Here is a 16,015-nt window from a genome sequence, read left to right on the forward strand (position 1 = left end):
CCTCCGCGTGCGCGGAGAAGAGACTTCCTGAACAGCAACTTTAGTTTGTCTCGGTGCGGTTTTGCGTATGTTCTCGCGAAAACGTGCACGCAAGTAAAAGGCCGTCCATGTCAATGATTGTACGGCGTCGCGGTCCCATAGTGTTGACTGCAAAGCCCTGTTCGCGGGTCCGGTCCTCGTTGATCATGGTTAGGCTGCCGTCGGCGATGGCATTGGAAAGCCGTCGCCACAGGTTATCGCGGACGCGACGGGAAACGTTTCCTACATAAACACCGGTATCTACTTCCGAAAGGAAACGCGAAAGGTAGCCATGCATGTGGTCCGGGAGGCTGGTGGTTGTGATTACAAGAAACATTCAGCGCCGTCCATATTGTGTATGTCCGGCGACTTCATCGCCGCGCCCAGAGACGAGTCGATCGTCATCACGTGAAGGTAAGTGGGGCGTGAGTACCTCTGTGAGAACTTCCAGCATGTCGACGAGTAAGTTCTTCCGATGGATCTCTCGGCGTAGTTGCTTCCTTAGCTCTGGCAATGGATCTTCCTCATTGGCACAGGCGAAAGCCAGTGGGATTGAGATTGTGGGCTTGTACAGATCAGCCAGATCAAAGAGCAATGAACGAGCATTACCTCGATGAATGATGCCCAAGGCAGGATTGACACCTATTGCCGCGCACGCAGAAGCGGCGCATCCATAGAGCATGGAGTTCGCTAGGTTGAGTCCCTGATTAACTGGGTCATCGTTAGCAGTATTGCGCCGAAAATTCTTGATCCTGTGTTTCTTCGCCTGGGTTTGATAAGTCTGTTTCATTACGCGGCCTTCAAGTCCGCGCATGATGGAAATGCTCGGAGCATCAGCAATTTCTTCGATGCCTAGTTGCCGCTGGTAGAGCTTGATTGCAGCCTTTCGCTGGTGGGCTTCATTAGAGACGAGAGCTGCCTGGGCAATTGCCCAACGCGCCGAGGAAGTTAGTGGGGTTGCGTGAGTATAAGCCGGCACTCCACCACCGCCAGTGAACATGATGGTCGTTCCTGAACGAGTACATGAGGTAGCAGCGGCTGCAGAAATGGAGGTTCCAGGTCCGAGCATAAGAACTGCAAGTCCGCCTACAGGGAGTTGGATGCGTTGCTCTAATTCTGAATTGTCAACAACCGAATAGGCCACTACACCAGTACGGTCCTGGCGGATAGCTGCACGCTCCACATAAGCAAAGCTGACACGGTCTTCCAAGCGGACTTGGTGGTCTGCTGGAATGGTGGAAAACGTAATGGCGTCTTCGGAGTAAGCCATTAGGAGTGTGCCTTTCCGTAGATGAGCCCAAGGGCTGGATCGTAGTTGTCGGAGAGATCAACGATTCTGAAATACTGCAGTAGGGAAGTCTCCCACGGGTTCGAGAGAAAACGCGGATCTTCGGAAGGAAAAGAGCCTTGACGTAGGTTGATACTTGAGCGGAGAATACGTTTCAGATCCTCCTGAGTGGGCTTTGTGAGTTCTAGTTCGATACTGGTTATGGCACCCGGGATTGTGCCAGTGTCATCGAGAACGAGAGCACGTACAGTTTCGCTTTCTACGTAACGTGTACGGAGATCCTCTAGTGCGGTAGTTGCTTCTGTGAGCTTGGTTAGCTCGCTTAGGCGAACGTTTTCTTTTAGAACGGCTTCCAGGTTGCTTTGAATATTCGACGCTGCCATGTGCTTCCTGGAATCCTGGGCAAAGGCCTCAATGTCTTGGTCATCGTTGATATTTGTGAGAGTAATTGACGTTGTGTTGACAAAGTCTTGACACTCGACTGGGAATTCAATTCTTCCGTTATGAGAATTCAGCCAGCGTTGCGTACGGCTCAGTAGAGCCTCCATGTAGGGCAGATTCTCACGGTGCTCGTAATTCTGGTGGGCAACAATATGCAGATGCATGTGGTCACGCCCAGGAAGTCGGTGCTTGCGTTGTGGGTCTCTTCGACGCCAGACACGACCGGCCCGTTGGATGAGGGAAGCTGACGGGCATAGGTCGGTGCTGAGTAGATCAAGGTCAATATCCAATGATGCTTCAATGGCTTGTGTACCTACAATACATATCCCTTCACCGTTTCCATGTGGACCAATCGTGCGAAGTAGCGTATCGGCAGCAGCTTGGCGATGTCCCGCAGTCATCGCAGCGTGTAGAAGCAGGACGTCTTCGCCTTCCTCATCAAGTCTGCGGGATATCTCTTGTGCCCAGTCAACTCGGTTGCATATGACCCCGATGCGAGCAATCGGATACTCCGCACGCATGCGTCGAACCCAGTTGATATGTGCGTCTATCTGAGACAGGTTTGCGATGGTGATGTCGTAAGTGAGCGTGTATGGCGTTGAATCCAACGGAGTGGCTGCATAGGAACTGGAGCTGTGGCTGAGGATCGAGGGAAAATCAATGTTTGTTTCCAGCGGGTACCCGGTGTAGGCACATGCGAGTGAATTGCACTGTTCTTGCGACAACGTGGCGCTGAGAAGGGTAACGCGTGCTCGCACGGTACCTAGCCATTGCATCAATGGTTTGAGCAATTGTGCTTGATAAGGATCTAGCGTATGGACCTCATCGATAATTACATGCGCGTTTGCTAGCGCCAACAGAATGACATGGGTCCATTTCATCGGAAGTGCTGCTTTAAGCGCTTGGTCCACGGTGCCTACCGTGATAGAGGCCAGCATGCGTTCCATTCCTGAACGCACGAACTCAGCTGGTACGAGTCCGCCGACGTCTTCCAGTGGATTACTGTCGCGGAAGGTGGTGACGGGGCGGGAGTAGAAATCCTCAATGGTGGCCATTCCATGTGCGAGCGCCGCAGTGTTTTGAGTCGAACTAAAGATTCTTTGTACACGCTTCATCAATGCATTCGAGGTCGCCATCGTGGGTAGTAGGAACAACATGCGTTCTTTACGTTGCGCATGGCGCAGGATAGCGGCTTCAGTCTTACCGGAACCTGTAGCTGACATGATCGTGAATAGACCATCAGGATCGGTCATGGCTTCTCGCTGTGCAGGGCGTGGTTCGTAGCCTTGAAGAATTGCTTCTAGCGCGTCTTCAGCGCTGGGCCAATCGGAATAGAGACCAAGTTGTTCTCGAATACGAGCTAGAGCAGGTTCAGCTTGTGTGAGTATCCACTCCTTCGGCTGTGTCAAGTCTAATTCGGTTGTTTGGCACCGTGCTTGAGACTGTTTGACCCATTCGTGGGCTGATACTAGGCGGTCGGCAACAACGGTTAGTCCGCTAATCAGAATCATGGCCGACGTTGGAACTTCATCGGGGAACACTGCTACTCCGCAGGCTTCGCGAAGCGCGTGGTCTAAAACTTTTTGGGCAGTATTCCACCCGTTGTCGGCTAGAGCCGTGTTCCACAGCGCTTCTTTTGTACCTGTGCGATCGCCGCCAAAGTCTGGAGTATCAAACCTTCCATGATGGCCCATAGCTGGGATACAGCGCCAGGCTTGAGATGCTGAAGCATCCACCGTGAGGTTGCCAAGGAGGTAGGAAGCTGAAGCCTGCTCATGGCGTCTAAATGCGGCGACATCGTGAAGTCCTCGCAAAGCACGTGGTGGGAGCTTAAAACCCAACTCTTCGTTTTCCACAATCCGGTTTCTTACAGAAGCCCAGATTTCGCGTTCTTCAGGACGCTGCCTCGCATGAGTAAGTAGTTGGCCTTGAAAGAAGGGGTTCGCTTTGCCGATGTCGTGCGTGCCAACCAGCCACATTACGATCTCACGTGCCTGTGGCCCCAGCTCTTCGCGAAGGTAGCCCTGCAAGCCTGGCCTCAACCAGTGATCGAAGAGTTGTCCTGCCATAGAAGCGGCATCACACATATGGGCAAGCAAAGGGTAGCTTTCTTCGAGGCTATGTTGTTTGGCCCACACGGAAGAAAACGTTGAATGGGTGGCAGGCATGGGGTTCCTAACCTAGAGCGCGGATAGATAGTAGACCACAGCCGTAAGCCTTTTCTCGGCCGAGGCCAGTAGTCAAAATGGATACGAGTGCTGTGGTGTCGCGTACTACGGCGATGCCATCTACAGCATCTATTTGTAGCGTCATACGCCCCTTTTCAGTCTTAGGATCTTTGAGTACAGCGCGCCGGTGGTTGGTAACCTCCACAGCATCTAAGGCGGGAGATAACTTCTGTGCCAGCCAGGGGCCAAATGTGGTTCGTTCCGTATCCTCATGATCCAACGGGATGGGCTTAACTTTGTACGAACGCTTACCGGAAGCATTAGTGAATGTCTCGCGACGAATAGCGTTGAGACTAATGCGAAAACTTACTGAAGTTCCAGTAGGCGGAGCCTGAAGCTCAACTTGCTTAGTCACAATGTCTGGACAGTTCGAGACAGTGGGCTCTGTAGCAGACTGGATAAGAAAATACGGAGCCTGTCCTGCCGGGGTCTCTAAACGGAAAAGAATTTCTGCAGCGGAACGTGGATTGGCGTCGTCGAATGCAGGGAAAAGACCCATGACTGCGCGATGACGAAATGTTGGGCTATTAAGACTTGCGGGACTCACACGGCGAGCATTGTTCGCAGCCACACTTAAGAGAGCGTGTGCAGGTGCTTTGGTTAGATACCGAGTGGTGATCATATTCTTCATCTTTCGTCGGGAATACGTTAGATTTGTTCAGAGTGGCTCTCCGCTGATGCGGAGGTAGTTCATATTTCATTGAATTGGAACCACCTTCTCCGCGATACGTGGAGGCAAGCGAAGCGGTAGGTCAACAAGGCCTACCGCTTTTGGCTACCGTTGAATGGTGGAGTGGCGGTGCAGGCTGAGCTCCTTGATGCCTTTGAGCCAGTCCGTTCGGGTCGCAACAGCGGGAACACTCATGCTCTCTGGGGACACTCCGGAACCGAGCGATGGTTCAAAGATTCGCACAGTCGCTTTACTCGACGCGTTAGGAGCAAGGGCGGGGATGAGCGACAGCATCTCTGCTGGCCCAGTTCCCAGATAGAACGGGAACGTTGCTGGAAAAGCTTTTCGACCTAGATAAACAGAGAAGACAGGGCTGGCAAAAGCCTGATCTATCTCCTCCGTGTGGCCTTCCAGAGTGGCACGTACAATGAATTCAGATTCGGCTAGGTACGTGCGTCGGCTGATAGAAGTCGCACCCACGGCAGGGGTGAACTTAAGCTGCTTCACAGAGGTAGCCTTCATTTGCTGCATGATTGCAAGGCGCCGTCGGAAAGTAAATTCATCTTCCCTGTCACCGATGGTGTGAAAATCATCAACATATTTTGGAGTCTTATCCTCCCGCAAGGTGAAATGCACGTCATCGATCCACGTTGGCCACTGCCCTCTTTTCGCACCTAGACTCGCAGCCAGTAGCCCACGGAGCGCGCTGAGCGTAGGGCGAGGCTCAGTACGGACAAAATTTCCCGATACAGCCAGACCCGCCCACGACTGGAGGGGTCCCGCAAGACGGATATAGGTGGAACTAGGCATCGAGAATCCACTCCACAACCTGGATAATGAAGTCATCGAGAGAGACGGGCGAGAGGTGTCCTAGTTTGCCGTCAAGATCCTTGTGCGTGCCGGACAGTACTTCAACAGGGCCAAAGTTGGCAGGGTCAAAGAAACGAGCTTGTTGGTACTGTTCTGCCAAAGCTTCAATTGAAGGAACGAGAAAACCACCATCGCCCTGTGGAGTAACTGGCTGTTCAAAGTCATATGCGACGCGGGCACGCTGTTCTTCTGCGAAGACAACAGCTGGGAGCGTGTAAGGTGCGGTACTGTTTTCTTTACCTCGTGGCTGGCCGTAGACGATAGCACGGAGTAGTTCGCTGAGGTTTTGCGCAGCGTCTTCAGAGTCAAACCCGGTCCAGCTTTCTTTTAGCTGCACTTTGTCAATCGTTACGGTCCGATAGAAGATGCCGCTGGTGTATTGGCTAACTCCTAGGAACGTCGCTCCGGAGTCATTGTTACGCTCACGGATGTCATCGACCGTGGAGAAATAATCGGTGTCGATGGTAGCGGCATGGGTAGTAATTGCCGGAGAAACACTGATTGCGGCTTCGGTGTTGCTGGTTGGGGCGTTGGCGAACATACGGCCAAATGCGGCGATTGCCAGGGATCCCGTCTTAGTGCCGTTAATGAAGCCTGAGTCCTCAGACTCTTGGTTACCAGCGATCTTTGTTGCTGCTGTGAGGAGTTCTTCACCAGACAACCATGTCGAACGGTCAGATTCTCCCTCAGAAGCCGTTGCTTTGGTCAACGTGCCAATAATCTTCTTGGCTTCCTTTAGTGCAGCTTTCTGATCCAGTTCTGGGTTTAGCTCTACAGCTTTTGTGACAATCTCATCTGCCAACTTGCCAGATCGGATGGAAATGTTGCCGGAAGCATCTTCGTAGCGCAGGCGGACGCCGCGCTTGATGGACTGCGAGGAGTGCAGGGCACGGAGAACTCCACCATGCATCGTGCGCTTTGGAACGCCGGTGTCATCGCGATTGAGGTTGGAGAATGGAATGCTGGACAGGATATTGATAGTGAGGTGACGCGACATGGGAAAAATCCTTTCGAAGGTTGTGGTTTAGGAAGAAGCGGAGGTGGAAAAACCGGAGTAGTAGTTCTGGAGCACGCTGCGGCGAACGCGTTGAGAGCTTTCTGTGAAGCCATTGCCCCATCGGAAGAAAATCCGGAAAAGGTCATACACAGGTAGCGGAGGTGTGTCCTTCGTGTTCCCTGCTAGTGCGGCGATACGACGAATAGTAGTGATAGCTTCATCCACGTTTTGCGTATGTAATGAGACGAGCCTGCTGGCTACAGCATCCGGATGGCGAGGATCTAGCGTTTCTTGTTCTGGAGCCAATTTGCGAGAGATGAGGTTGCACCATTGTCCGAGTGATCGGAAACCCGTTTCTTGGGAATCAATGTGCGGTACCGCATCGAATTCCGCAACCAGAGCTGCGAGGCGAAGCGCTACTGTGCGGGTGGTGGGGCTGGCATCGGCAGGCAAAAGAGGAAAAATGAATGGATAGGCGTAGTGCTCCGTAGACTGCGAATTACCGCGGCGAAGGAAAGCACGGGTGCGGCGCCATTCACTGCCGGAATGGGAAGTGGGTTTGTCGTGGTAATTACGCACAGATTGAGTCAGCCAGGTCAAAAGTGGCTGCCATTCTGGCGTAGATTGTGTGTGATTCATCCTTTTCCTTAGAAATTAGGTGGTGGGGTCGTCGGGGTCTTCGGCAACAAAATCCTTGATGTGCCGTTTTACCCAGTACTCGACCCCGGCTCGAACGTGGGCAATCCGTGCGGGCTCTTGACCAAAATATGGTTGTGTGACTGAATCAAAAGCGGCCATGGAAGCGGTGTGTAGCCCGGTACGTAGCTCCGGGGAAGCGATGAACTCGCTCTTGGCTGAACGGCACTCTTTGAGCAGCAAAGAGAAATTGTGGGACATATTGCGCCAAAAGGCTTCGCTTACATCTCCGCGGCTGGATTCCAAAAAATCCAAAACTAGCGGTACTTTGCCGCCTGCACGCTCGTTAGCGTTTTCTCGGCGGAATGGGCGGATTACGGTGCTATGAAGATTGTCGATGCAGTTTGCACCAAGCCTGATATCAGCTTGCACACCAGGATTGGTATCGTGGGCCCACTCCTCATCACGAGGGAAGAATACTTCGGAAGCTCGAATATTGGGCTAGAAGCGGTACCCTCCATGCGGTGCCGGATGAACACTAGGCGTGCTTCAGCTGTTGGAGGCAGTACGTGGGATGAGCTGGCCTTTTCAAACTCCGCGGTTTTATTTTGTGCAGCCCAGTTGATGGCCAACGCAGTAGCATCTTTACCCAGATCTAGACGCTGAAGTTTTAGCTCTTTGCCATTATTGATGTACAGGTAGAACGGGTCTTTTTGATTGCGCAGCGTCCACCAATCTTTTTGCTGATCTTTGCTGCCCATCTCGGTAAGGAACCATTCAGGCGGTACACCGCCGGTGCGGACACCAACAAGCTCCGATGCTTCCCAGGCGGTAGCAGGGGAATTAGAAGTCCACGTGGCCGCCCATAGCGGGTGAACTATCCCGTCGTGGCGCGAGTACGCGCAGGTGCGGTCAGCCCATGCGGGAAGGCCTGTGCCCTTGACCCATGACTGTGGAATTGCCATGAGCAAGGTTTCTAGTAATGATTGCCCATGCCACAGCACTTCTGTTGCCGAATTCTCAGTACCAACAAAACGCATCGCCGGAGAACCAGAAACGCATTTGTCACCGCAGTACGCATTGTTGCCTGCTACGGATAGGTGATGATAAGTCACGAGCCACATCACTGCATCTTCTAGCGATAACCGTTCCTGGCTAGCGGTGAGAAGGTTGGTAAAGTCTTCCGACTCATTGGGTGGCATAGCCGGTGACAGTTTCTTGACTGGATGAGTCCCGGGGCCAACATAAGTTGCTTTGTCCTTGGGGTTGGACGTGTTAACTGCCGGTCGTTGCATGAATGGGAATTGCGCGTCGTGCAAGTAAGCACCAGCGCTGAGCTCTTCGAGGGCCTTATCAACGGCCGCTTCAGATAGGCCGAGATTGAGTAATTCGGCAGGGGTTTTGACTTCATGCCGTAGTACTACTGCAGTAATGCCTGCCAAAAGTCGAACCTGAGAGCTGAAATGAAAACCGGGTTGCGAAGAAGTGATATCGAAATCGTGTGTGTGGGCCCTAAGGAGTGCATCACGTACGCTTAGCCGACCATGTGATGTCGGCAGAAATTCGACATCTGTCAGGCAATTGATGTTTGGACTCTCTGATGTCATCGAGACCTTCTTTCTTCAGTGCGAGCCTATTATTCACTTTAGTGCGCAGATTATTTGGGTATAGGAAAATTTCACAGAAATATTTTTCCAACTAAATTAAATAGTTGACGTTTCTATCGAGTTGGTGAAAGCGGCGAGCGCGGTGCGCTAGACGGAGTGTCTTTAGTGAATGTGCTGGAATAGGAGTCATACTGGTGACGATAGTCTTTGGCCTGGACACGTCTAGCTGATATTCGGATGATTGTTCGATCGTTGAGGTGAGCGCCGACACTAGAATTGGCTGTCCGTCCTGCCTTCTGACTGCGTCCTTTTAGCGGTGAAAACGGCGAAAGCCCTCGTCATCCCCTAGAAAATGACGGTGTTTCCGTCTGTGGGGAGACGAGGGCTGGTGCTTGCCCGTGGCCTAGTGGCGGGGCGTCGGCTAGCGCATTAGGCGAACTGCTTGATGAGGTCTTGCAGAGCCTTGAAGTCGAACTTGACCAGGCCAAGGGCCTGAGCTGCAGCGGTGATGATGCCGAAGATGAGGGCCATCACGCCGGCGCCAGCCAGGCCAGCGCCTGCAGAAGAGGAGCCGTTGGAGGAACCGCCGTTAGATGGCTTGTTGTCGGTATCGCCGGGGTTGTCGGTGTCGTCTTCAGCGGTGTTGAACCACCACTCGTCCAGGGCCAGCTTGGCCACGGTGGTGTTGTCGATGTACTCGCCGCGGACTGGGTCGGTGCCAGAAACCTTAGCCTGGATATCTTCGGAGCCGGCGCCCTTGAAGAAGAACGGTACTACCTGGTTGGTGTGGTTGGTGGAGTACCACTCGTGGGTCGGAGCGGTGCCCTTGGTGCCGGTCTGTGGCTTCCAAGCGTCGGTCTCATCCGCGCCGGAGAGGTAACCAGTCTCGTGGTCAGCGGTGACAATCAGCAGGGTTTCCTCCCAAGAGGAGTTCTTCTCAACCCAGTCGATGGCGGCGTCGACAGCCGCGTTGAAGTCCTGGACCTCTTCGATGTCGCGGCCGGTCTGGTTTGCGTGGCCGGACCAGTCGATGGCGCCGCCTTCAATCATGAGGGAGAAGCCGTCCTCGTCCTGGCCCAGGGCGTTGAGTGCGCCGTTGGTCATGGTCGGCAGGTCGACGATGTCGTTCTTCGGGTCGGTGCCTGGCTCCTTCGCCTTGGCATCGCCGGAGCGGTTCTGCTGCAGGGTGGTAGCAACTGGTGCCAGGCCGAAGTACTTCTTACCCTCTTCTACGTTGCCAGCAGCCAGGGACTCAAAGCCGGCGGTGTTATCGGTGAACTCCCAGCCCTTCGAGCCGTCGCGAAGCGCAGCGAGGTTCTCCTTGGAGATGTAGGAGTAGTCCTCGGAACCGGCAGCAACCTTCTGAGCGTCGTCGTTGTACTCAGGGTGGCCCGCGCCCATGATGACGGAGAGATCGGAGTTGATCATGGAATCGCCGATCTCCAGGTAGTTGTTGCGGTTCTTGTTGTGCGCCGCGAACGCGGCTGGGGTGGCGTGGTCAAACGGTACGGAGGTGACAACACCAGCGGACTTGTCCTCGCGGATGGCGCGCTCGGAGAGGTTTTCCATCTCGTGGCCGTAGGAAGAGACGCCCAGGGTGCCATTATCAACCTTGGAGCCGGTGGCCATTGCGGTGCCGGCCGCAGCAGAGTCGGTAGGGCCTTGCTTGATGTACTCGTGGTCAGACCATGCCTTGGCTGGGTCGTAGGAGCCGCCGTGCGGGAAGGTGGTCATGGACAGACGGTTAAAGTCCTCGAATGCCTGGACAGACTCGCCCTCGAGCTCCTTGGCGGTGTCAGCACCGAATGCGCCTTCAACCAGGTACTTAGACTGGCCGGACTCGTAGAGATTGTTGGAGGCGATGTGGCCGTAGCCCATACCGTCACCAATCATGTAGATGACATTTTTCGGGCCAGAAGCAGCGGCGTGTGCCGGGGCGACAAGGCCAGTGGTCAGGGCGGTAGTGGCTACTGCGGCCACGCTAACGCGCAGGGCGCGAGAGAAGTTGCGCATGAGAGAGCTTTCTATGTTTAAGGTCTTAGGGACTTTAAAGAGAGATAGGAATAGAAAGAGGCAAGTTCCAAAAGTGAGAGTGGAATCAACCGCGCATAAATCTAGGCAGGCGGAGTAACAGCGGGACCACGCACGGGTTAATAAGAATCGAACTTTGAGGGGAACTCTTTTGAACGTCAATTACCCACTACGGCGTTCAGCCGTAGGCACGAGCACAGATTAGAATCCCTCTCATGACTGAAAATGCAGTTGCGACGTTGCCGCCATGCCCTGAATGTTCCTCCGAATACACCTACGAGATGCCGCCGCTCATCGTCTGCCCGGAGTGCGCGCACGAGTTCGAAGCCACCGCCGCTGGTGCGGACACCGACTCCGCTGAGCCCCAGGTAATCGTTGATTCTGTGGGCAACGCGCTTGTCGACGGCGACGCAGTCACCGTCACCAAGACCCTCAAGGTCAAGGGTGCGCAGCAGCCGCTGAAGTCTGGCACCAAGGTCCGCGGCATCCGACTGAACTTTGATGCTGGAACGGGCCAGGAAGACCACAACATCGACTGCAAGATCGATGGCTTTGGCGCCATGACGTTGAAGCCGGCGGTGGTCAAGAAGGTTTAGATGCGATGGCCTCATTGGTAGTAAGAAACCTTGACGACGCGATAAGAGAAGCGCTCGTGGCTCGTGCGCGGGAGAATGGCCGCTCAATGGAAGCGGAGGTGCGCGCCATCCTTATTGACGTTGTGCAACCGAGGAACATTGGGATTGCTCTTTATGAAGCAAGCAGAGCTGCCGCGGTTGAATTGGAAACTCCACCACGTGAAGATGAAGCGCGGGCGGCGCTTTTTAAAGATTGCCTCCGTTAGCGTGGTGTGCGAGTTAGTTCCTGTGATGGACCCGATCCTTGCAAACAGATCACCGCAGCTTCAACGGGTCTAAGTGGCGAACCACAAAATCGAGGCGGCTTGGGCAGCGAGGATGAATCCCACGATGCCAATGATCCAAGCAGTAGTGCTCTGTGCGTTCTTCATGAGCCAGTTGTTTAGGCGAATCAACGGTTTTTCGATTGCGGAGCGGGCCATTATTCGGATGCAAGTGAGTAAGAGGGCCGGAAGGATCATTACGAAGCAATAGCCCAGCAAGAGCAGCACATTGCTGGGGAATCCGGGACCCTCGACGGTGATGATGCCGATGCCCGCGAGGTAGGGCAGCATGGTTGCGGCTTCGAGGAATACGGCGACGAGAGCCAATCCGATGAGCGAGCCGGTGGTGCTTGAAGAGGATTTTCCGCTCATGACCTGCGAACGCCACCTCAATATTCGGTTATCCCCACGTGCTGCTCGCTCCGCAGCGCGTGCTCGAGCTTTCTCGGTGTCCATGAAATGGCTTATTACCAGCAATGCAATCCCTGCTATGAGCTGCACATACCGAAAGCTCGTGGACTCGAACAGATGACTATAAGAACCAAGTAGCGACGTAGCCCCAAACAGCAATGCCACGCCCAGTGCGAAATAAGAGCCAGCCACAACACTCAGAAAGAGCAGGAGCCTGCTGATCTGCAGGCGTCCAGGTGCCGTTAACAAGCCGAGAGGGATCAGGAGGGTGCCGAAGCTGGTCGAATCGATGAGGGCTAGGACGACGAGGCTGCCGATGGTCGCGATCATCACGGGCCTTTCTTAGTAGCACGACTGTGTTAGACGAGACTTTAACACAGTCGTGCTAAAGTTTCTTTTGTGGCGCCAAGACTCGACATCGAAGAAAGAAAAAAGCAGCTCGCTGAGGCCGTATGGCAGGTCATTCTGGAGCGCGGTATTTCGGCCGTCTCTGTAAGGAACGTGGCTGAGCAGGCGGGAATCGTTGTTGGTTCACTGCGGCATGTGTTTCCCACCCGCGCCGAGTTGATGAAGTTCTCGGCTGAGCTAATGGTGCAGCGCGCAACAGAACGGGTGCTTTCCGTTCCTCCCAGTGATGAACCGCAGCAGTATGCGCTTGAGATTGTGAGGCAGCTGTTGCCGTTAGAGGCGGACTCGCGCGCTGAATTTGAGGTCAACCTCGCACTCGCAACCGAAGTGCCAGCGCTTCCAGAGCTGGCCTCTATTCGGGACGAAGCACACCAGAAACTCCATGAAGTGGCACTGCGCTTGGTCGAATTGGTGTCTGGTCATTCTCGCGAGTCGGAAGAAGTTGAGGTGAGTGCGCAACGGTTGCATGCACTGATCGACGGTCTTGCATTCCACTTGCTGCACCGTCCCGTGGAGGACGATCCGCAGTGGGCCCTCGACATCATTCGCGCGGAATTAACAGCCATTCAGGCTGACTTCAGAACGCGGGGTTAGGTGGGGCTTAACGCGGCGTCGCCAAGCGCATTCCCATCTCAGCGAAAATCCCACCAGATGGACAAGGAAAGCCCAAGGCTAAATGCCACAATGACCAGCTGGGCTACTACACTGTCTAAACATGACTAACCCGAGTGATTCCACCGCGCACCGCTATACCCCGGAGCTTGCGGCCCAGATCGAGTCGACCTGGCAGCAGTACTGGAAAGACAATGGCACGTTTAACGCGCCGAACCCCGTCGGCGAGTTAGCCACGGAGGGCGCGGGCGCCCTTCCGAAGGAAAAGCTCAACATCCAGGACATGTTCCCGTACCCATCCGGCGCGGGCCTGCATGTGGGCCACCCGCTGGGCTATATCGCCACCGATACCTATGCCCGCTACAACCGCATGCTGGGCAAGAACGTCCTGCACACCCTGGGTTATGACGCCTTCGGCTTGCCAGCCGAGCAGTACGCCATCCAGACGGGTACCCACCCGCGCACCACCACGATGGCCAACATCGAGAACATGCGCCGCCAGCTGGGCCTGCTGGGCCTGGGCCACGATCCGCGCCGCTCGGTCGCTTCCACTGACCCGGAGTTCTACAAGTGGACTCAGTGGATCTTCCTGCAGATTTACAACTCCTGGTTCGACGAGGAGCAGCAGAAGGCGCGCCCAATGTCTGAGCTCGTCAAGGAGCTCGAGGTAGGAAAGCGCAAGACCAAGGATGGCCGTTACTACTCCGATCTGACTGCAGCCGAACAGGTCGCAGCCCTGGACGAGTTCCGTTTGGTCTACCTGTCTAACTCCACCGTCAACTGGTGCCCTGGCCTGGGTACCGTGCTGGCAAACGAGGAGGTCACGGCAGAGGGTAAGTCCGAACGCGGCAACTTCCCGGTCTTCCGTAAGAACCTGTCCCAGTGGATGATGCGCATTACCGCTTACTCCGATCGTCTGCTGGACGATCTGGAGCTTCTGGATTGGCCGGAGAAGGTCAAGTCCATGCAGCGCAATTGGATTGGTCGCTCCCGCGGCGCCGAGGTGGACTTCACCGCTGAGGGCCACAAGATCACCGTCTTCACCACTCGCCCTGACACCCTGTTCGGCGCTGAGTACGTGGTGCTGGCTCCAGAGCACGAGCTTGTCGACGCCCTGCTCTCCCCCGTCCCGTATGACGACGACGTCGACAGCCGCTGGACCTTTGGCCACGATGATCCGAAGGAGGCCGTGGAGGCCTACCGTGAGTCCATCGCCGCAAAGTCTGACCTGGAGCGCCAAGAGAACAAGGAAAAGACCGGCGTCTTCTTGGGCACCTATGCTGTTAACCCGGTCAACGGCAAGCAGGTTCCGATCTTTATTGCTGACTATGTTCTGACCGCCTACGGCACCGGCGCCATCATGGCGGTGCCGGCGCACGATACGCGTGACTACGAGTTCGCCACCGAATTTGGCCTGCCAATTACGGAGGTTGTCTCTGGTGGTGACATCAGCAAGGAAGCGTTTACTGAGTCCGGCAAGGCCGTTAACTCCGCTAACGAATCCATCGACCTGAACGGCAAGTCCAAACAAGAAGCAATCGCGGCCATCATCCCGTGGCTGGAGGAGCAGGGCATCGGCCGCGAAAAGATCCAGTACAAGCTACGCGACTGGCTGTTTGCACGCCAGCGTTACTGGGGCGAGCCCTTCCCCATCGTCTATGACGCTGAAGGCCAGGCTCACCCGCTGCCAGAGTCCATGCTGCCGGTCGAACTGCCGGAGGTAGAAGACTACAAGCCGGTCTCCTTCGACCCAGACGATTCCGATTCCTCCCCGCAGCCGCCGCTGGCCAAGGCCCGCGAATGGGTTGAGGTGGAACTCGACCTCGGCCAGGGCACTCAGACGTATTATCGAGACACCAACGTCATGCCGCAGTGGGCAGGTTCTTCCTGGTACCAGCTGCGCTACATCGATCCGCAGAATTCGGAAGAATTCTGCAGCTTGGAGAACGAGCGTTACTGGACCGGCCCTCGTCCTGAGGAGCACGGCGCTGGCGATCCAGGCGGCGTTGACCTCTACGTTGGCGGCGTCGAGCACGCGGTGTTGCACCTGCTCTACGCCCGTTTCTGGCACAAGGTCCTCTTCGACCTCGGCCACGTTTCCTCCAAGGAGCCGTACCGCCGCCTGTTCAACCAGGGCTACATCCAGGCCTATGCCTACACCGATTCCCGTGGCGTTTACGTCCCGGCTGCCGAGGTGGAGGAAAAGGACGGCAAGTTCTACTACAACGGTGAAGAGGTCAACCAGGAGTACGGCAAGATGGGCAAGTCCCTGAAGAATGCCGTGGCTCCGGATGACATCTGCCGCGACTACGGTGCTGATACCCTGCGCGTTTATGAGATGTCCATGGGTCCGCTGGATACCTCCCGCCCGTGGGCAACCAAGGACGTCGTCGGTTCCCAGCGCTTCCTGCAGCGCCTGTGGCGTTTGGCCGTCGATGAGCAGACCGGCGAGCTTGCTACTAGCGACGCCGAGCTCACCGAGGATGATCTCAAGGCCCTGCACCGCGCCATCGCCGGTGTGCGTGATGATTACGAGAACCTGCGTCTGAACACTGTGGTGGCTAAGCTCATTGAGTACGTCAACTACCTGACGCGCACCTACGGCAACTCTGCTGAAGGCGCTCCGCGTGCTGCGGTCGAGCCGATTGCGCAGTTGGTCTCCCCGATTGCTCCGCACATCGCGGAGGAGCTGTGGAAGCGCTTCGGCCACACCGAGACCATCACCTACTCCTCCTTCCCCACCTTCGAGGAGAAGTACCTGGTAGATGACGAGATTGAGATTCCAGTCCAGATCAACGGCAAGGTCAAGGCGCGCGTCAACGTGCCTGCCGACGCCGACGAGGACACCGTGGTTTCCGCCGCGCTTGCCGACGCCCGCATCGTCGAGCTGACCGAGGGCA

15 protein-coding genes are annotated in these 16,015 nt (G+C 55.4%); 4 read left to right on the forward strand and 11 right to left on the reverse strand.

Annotated features, from left to right (window positions below):
• Positions 1-40 precede the first annotated feature (40 nt).
• From cas2e to HMPREF2724_RS06565, 10 genes are all read right to left on the reverse strand, one after another.
• Positions 41-355 carry a type I-E CRISPR-associated endoribonuclease Cas2e gene (gene cas2e / locus HMPREF2724_RS06525; protein WP_049147286.1) on the reverse strand — a complete coding sequence of 105 codons (315 nt, stop codon included), beginning with the start codon at positions 353-355 and terminating at the stop codon, positions 41-43.
• Positions 356-1,288 carry a type I-E CRISPR-associated endonuclease Cas1e gene (gene cas1e, locus HMPREF2724_RS06530; protein ID WP_070587868.1) on the reverse strand — a complete coding sequence of 311 codons (933 nt, stop codon included), beginning with the start codon at positions 1,286-1,288 and terminating at the stop codon, positions 356-358. It lies immediately after the preceding gene.
• A complete protein-coding gene (locus HMPREF2724_RS06535) occupies positions 1,288-3,915 on the reverse strand; it encodes a CRISPR-associated helicase/endonuclease Cas3 (RefSeq protein WP_070587872.1) in 2,628 nt (875 codons plus the stop codon). Before HMPREF2724_RS06535 ends, cas1e begins: the two co-directional genes overlap by 1 nt.
• Positions 3,916-3,922: 7 nt before the next feature.
• Positions 3,923-4,606, reverse strand: a complete 684-nt coding sequence (gene cas6e, locus HMPREF2724_RS13505) for a type I-E CRISPR-associated protein Cas6/Cse3/CasE (RefSeq protein WP_083306112.1) — start codon at positions 4,604-4,606, stop codon at positions 3,923-3,925.
• Between the two features lie 144 nt (positions 4,607-4,750).
• A complete protein-coding gene (cas5e, locus tag HMPREF2724_RS06540) occupies positions 4,751-5,491 on the reverse strand; it encodes a type I-E CRISPR-associated protein Cas5/CasD (protein ID WP_371440784.1) in 741 nt (246 codons plus the stop codon).
• Positions 5,448-6,512: a type I-E CRISPR-associated protein Cas7/Cse4/CasC gene (gene cas7e, locus HMPREF2724_RS06545; RefSeq protein ID WP_061925336.1), complete on the reverse strand. Its 1,065-nt coding sequence runs from the start codon at positions 6,510-6,512 to the stop codon at positions 5,448-5,450. The genes cas5e and cas7e overlap by 44 nt, the downstream gene beginning before the upstream one ends.
• A gap of 27 nt (positions 6,513-6,539) precedes the next feature.
• Positions 6,540-7,151, reverse strand: a complete 612-nt coding sequence (locus HMPREF2724_RS06550; protein ID WP_061925333.1) for a type I-E CRISPR-associated protein Cse2/CasB — start codon at positions 7,149-7,151, stop codon at positions 6,540-6,542.
• Positions 7,152-7,166: 15 nt separating this feature from the next.
• Complete coding sequence (locus HMPREF2724_RS06555; RefSeq protein WP_141748352.1) at positions 7,167-7,580, reverse strand: hypothetical protein; 414 nt, start codon at positions 7,578-7,580, stop codon at positions 7,167-7,169.
• Entirely contained in the window at positions 7,523-8,755 is a 1,233-nt protein-coding gene (locus HMPREF2724_RS06560; protein ID WP_070587884.1) for a type I-E CRISPR-associated protein Cse1/CasA, read from the reverse strand. The genes HMPREF2724_RS06555 and HMPREF2724_RS06560 overlap by 58 nt, the downstream gene beginning before the upstream one ends.
• Before the next feature lie 429 nt (positions 8,756-9,184).
• On the reverse strand, positions 9,185-10,768 hold the full coding sequence (locus HMPREF2724_RS06565) for an alkaline phosphatase (RefSeq protein WP_083306113.1): 1,584 nt from the start codon (positions 10,766-10,768) through the stop codon (positions 9,185-9,187).
• Between the two features lie 233 nt (positions 10,769-11,001).
• Between HMPREF2724_RS06565 and HMPREF2724_RS06570 the strand changes: the two genes are divergently transcribed.
• Together HMPREF2724_RS06570 and HMPREF2724_RS06575 are read left to right on the forward strand one after the other, a co-directional pair.
• Positions 11,002-11,382: a zinc ribbon domain-containing protein YjdM gene (locus HMPREF2724_RS06570; protein ID WP_070587887.1), complete on the forward strand. Its 381-nt coding sequence runs from the start codon at positions 11,002-11,004 to the stop codon at positions 11,380-11,382.
• A gap of 5 nt (positions 11,383-11,387) precedes the next feature.
• Entirely contained in the window at positions 11,388-11,627 is a 240-nt protein-coding gene (locus HMPREF2724_RS06575) for a FitA-like ribbon-helix-helix domain-containing protein (protein WP_070587892.1), read from the forward strand.
• A gap of 69 nt (positions 11,628-11,696) precedes the next feature.
• Here HMPREF2724_RS06575 and HMPREF2724_RS06580 read toward each other — a convergent pair whose 3' ends face one another.
• Positions 11,697-12,425 (reverse strand): GAP family protein, encoded by a 729-nt coding sequence (locus HMPREF2724_RS06580; protein WP_062036630.1) that lies wholly within the window; start codon positions 12,423-12,425, stop codon positions 11,697-11,699.
• Between the two features lie 69 nt (positions 12,426-12,494).
• Here HMPREF2724_RS06580 and HMPREF2724_RS06585 point away from each other — a divergent pair, with 69 nt between their 5' ends.
• Together HMPREF2724_RS06585 and leuS are read left to right on the forward strand one after the other, a co-directional pair.
• Complete coding sequence (locus HMPREF2724_RS06585; RefSeq protein ID WP_070587896.1) at positions 12,495-13,097, forward strand: TetR/AcrR family transcriptional regulator; 603 nt, start codon at positions 12,495-12,497, stop codon at positions 13,095-13,097.
• A gap of 121 nt (positions 13,098-13,218) precedes the next feature.
• On the forward strand, positions 13,219-16,015 hold a 2,797-nt coding region (leuS, locus tag HMPREF2724_RS06590), incomplete at its 3' end, for a leucine--tRNA ligase (RefSeq protein WP_070587900.1).

Origin of the sequence: Corynebacterium sp. HMSC071F07, from assembly GCF_001810285.1 — a bacterium.
Classification (GTDB): domain Bacteria; phylum Actinomycetota; class Actinomycetes; order Mycobacteriales; family Mycobacteriaceae; genus Corynebacterium; species Corynebacterium simulans.

Coding starts and splice junctions, on each gene's coding strand:
- HMPREF2724_RS06560 (WP_070587884.1), bottom strand. CDS start 8,755: ATGACATCAGAGAGTCCAAACATCAATTGCCTGACAGATGTCGAATTT.
- cas6e (WP_083306112.1), bottom strand. CDS start 4,606: ATGAAGAATATGATCACCACTCGGTATCTAACCAAAGCACCTGCACAC.
- cas7e (WP_061925336.1), bottom strand. CDS start 6,512: ATGTCGCGTCACCTCACTATCAATATCCTGTCCAGCATTCCATTCTCC.
- HMPREF2724_RS06570 (WP_070587887.1), top strand. CDS start 11,002: ATGACTGAAAATGCAGTTGCGACGTTGCCGCCATGCCCTGAATGTTCC.
- cas1e (WP_070587868.1), bottom strand. CDS start 1,288: ATGGCTTACTCCGAAGACGCCATTACGTTTTCCACCATTCCAGCAGAC.
- HMPREF2724_RS06575 (WP_070587892.1), top strand. CDS start 11,388: ATGGCCTCATTGGTAGTAAGAAACCTTGACGACGCGATAAGAGAAGCG.
- HMPREF2724_RS06535 (WP_070587872.1), bottom strand. CDS start 3,915: ATGCCTGCCACCCATTCAACGTTTTCTTCCGTGTGGGCCAAACAACAT.
- cas2e (WP_049147286.1), bottom strand. CDS start 355: ATGTTTCTTGTAATCACAACCACCAGCCTCCCGGACCACATGCATGGC.
- cas5e (WP_371440784.1), bottom strand. CDS start 5,491: ATGACTTCATTATCCAGGTTGTGGAGTGGATTCTCGATGCCTAGTTCC.
- HMPREF2724_RS06550 (WP_061925333.1), bottom strand. CDS start 7,151: ATGAATCACACACAATCTACGCCAGAATGGCAGCCACTTTTGACCTGG.
- HMPREF2724_RS06565 (WP_083306113.1), bottom strand. CDS start 10,768: ATGCGCAACTTCTCTCGCGCCCTGCGCGTTAGCGTGGCCGCAGTAGCC.
- HMPREF2724_RS06580 (WP_062036630.1), bottom strand. CDS start 12,425: ATGATCGCGACCATCGGCAGCCTCGTCGTCCTAGCCCTCATCGATTCG.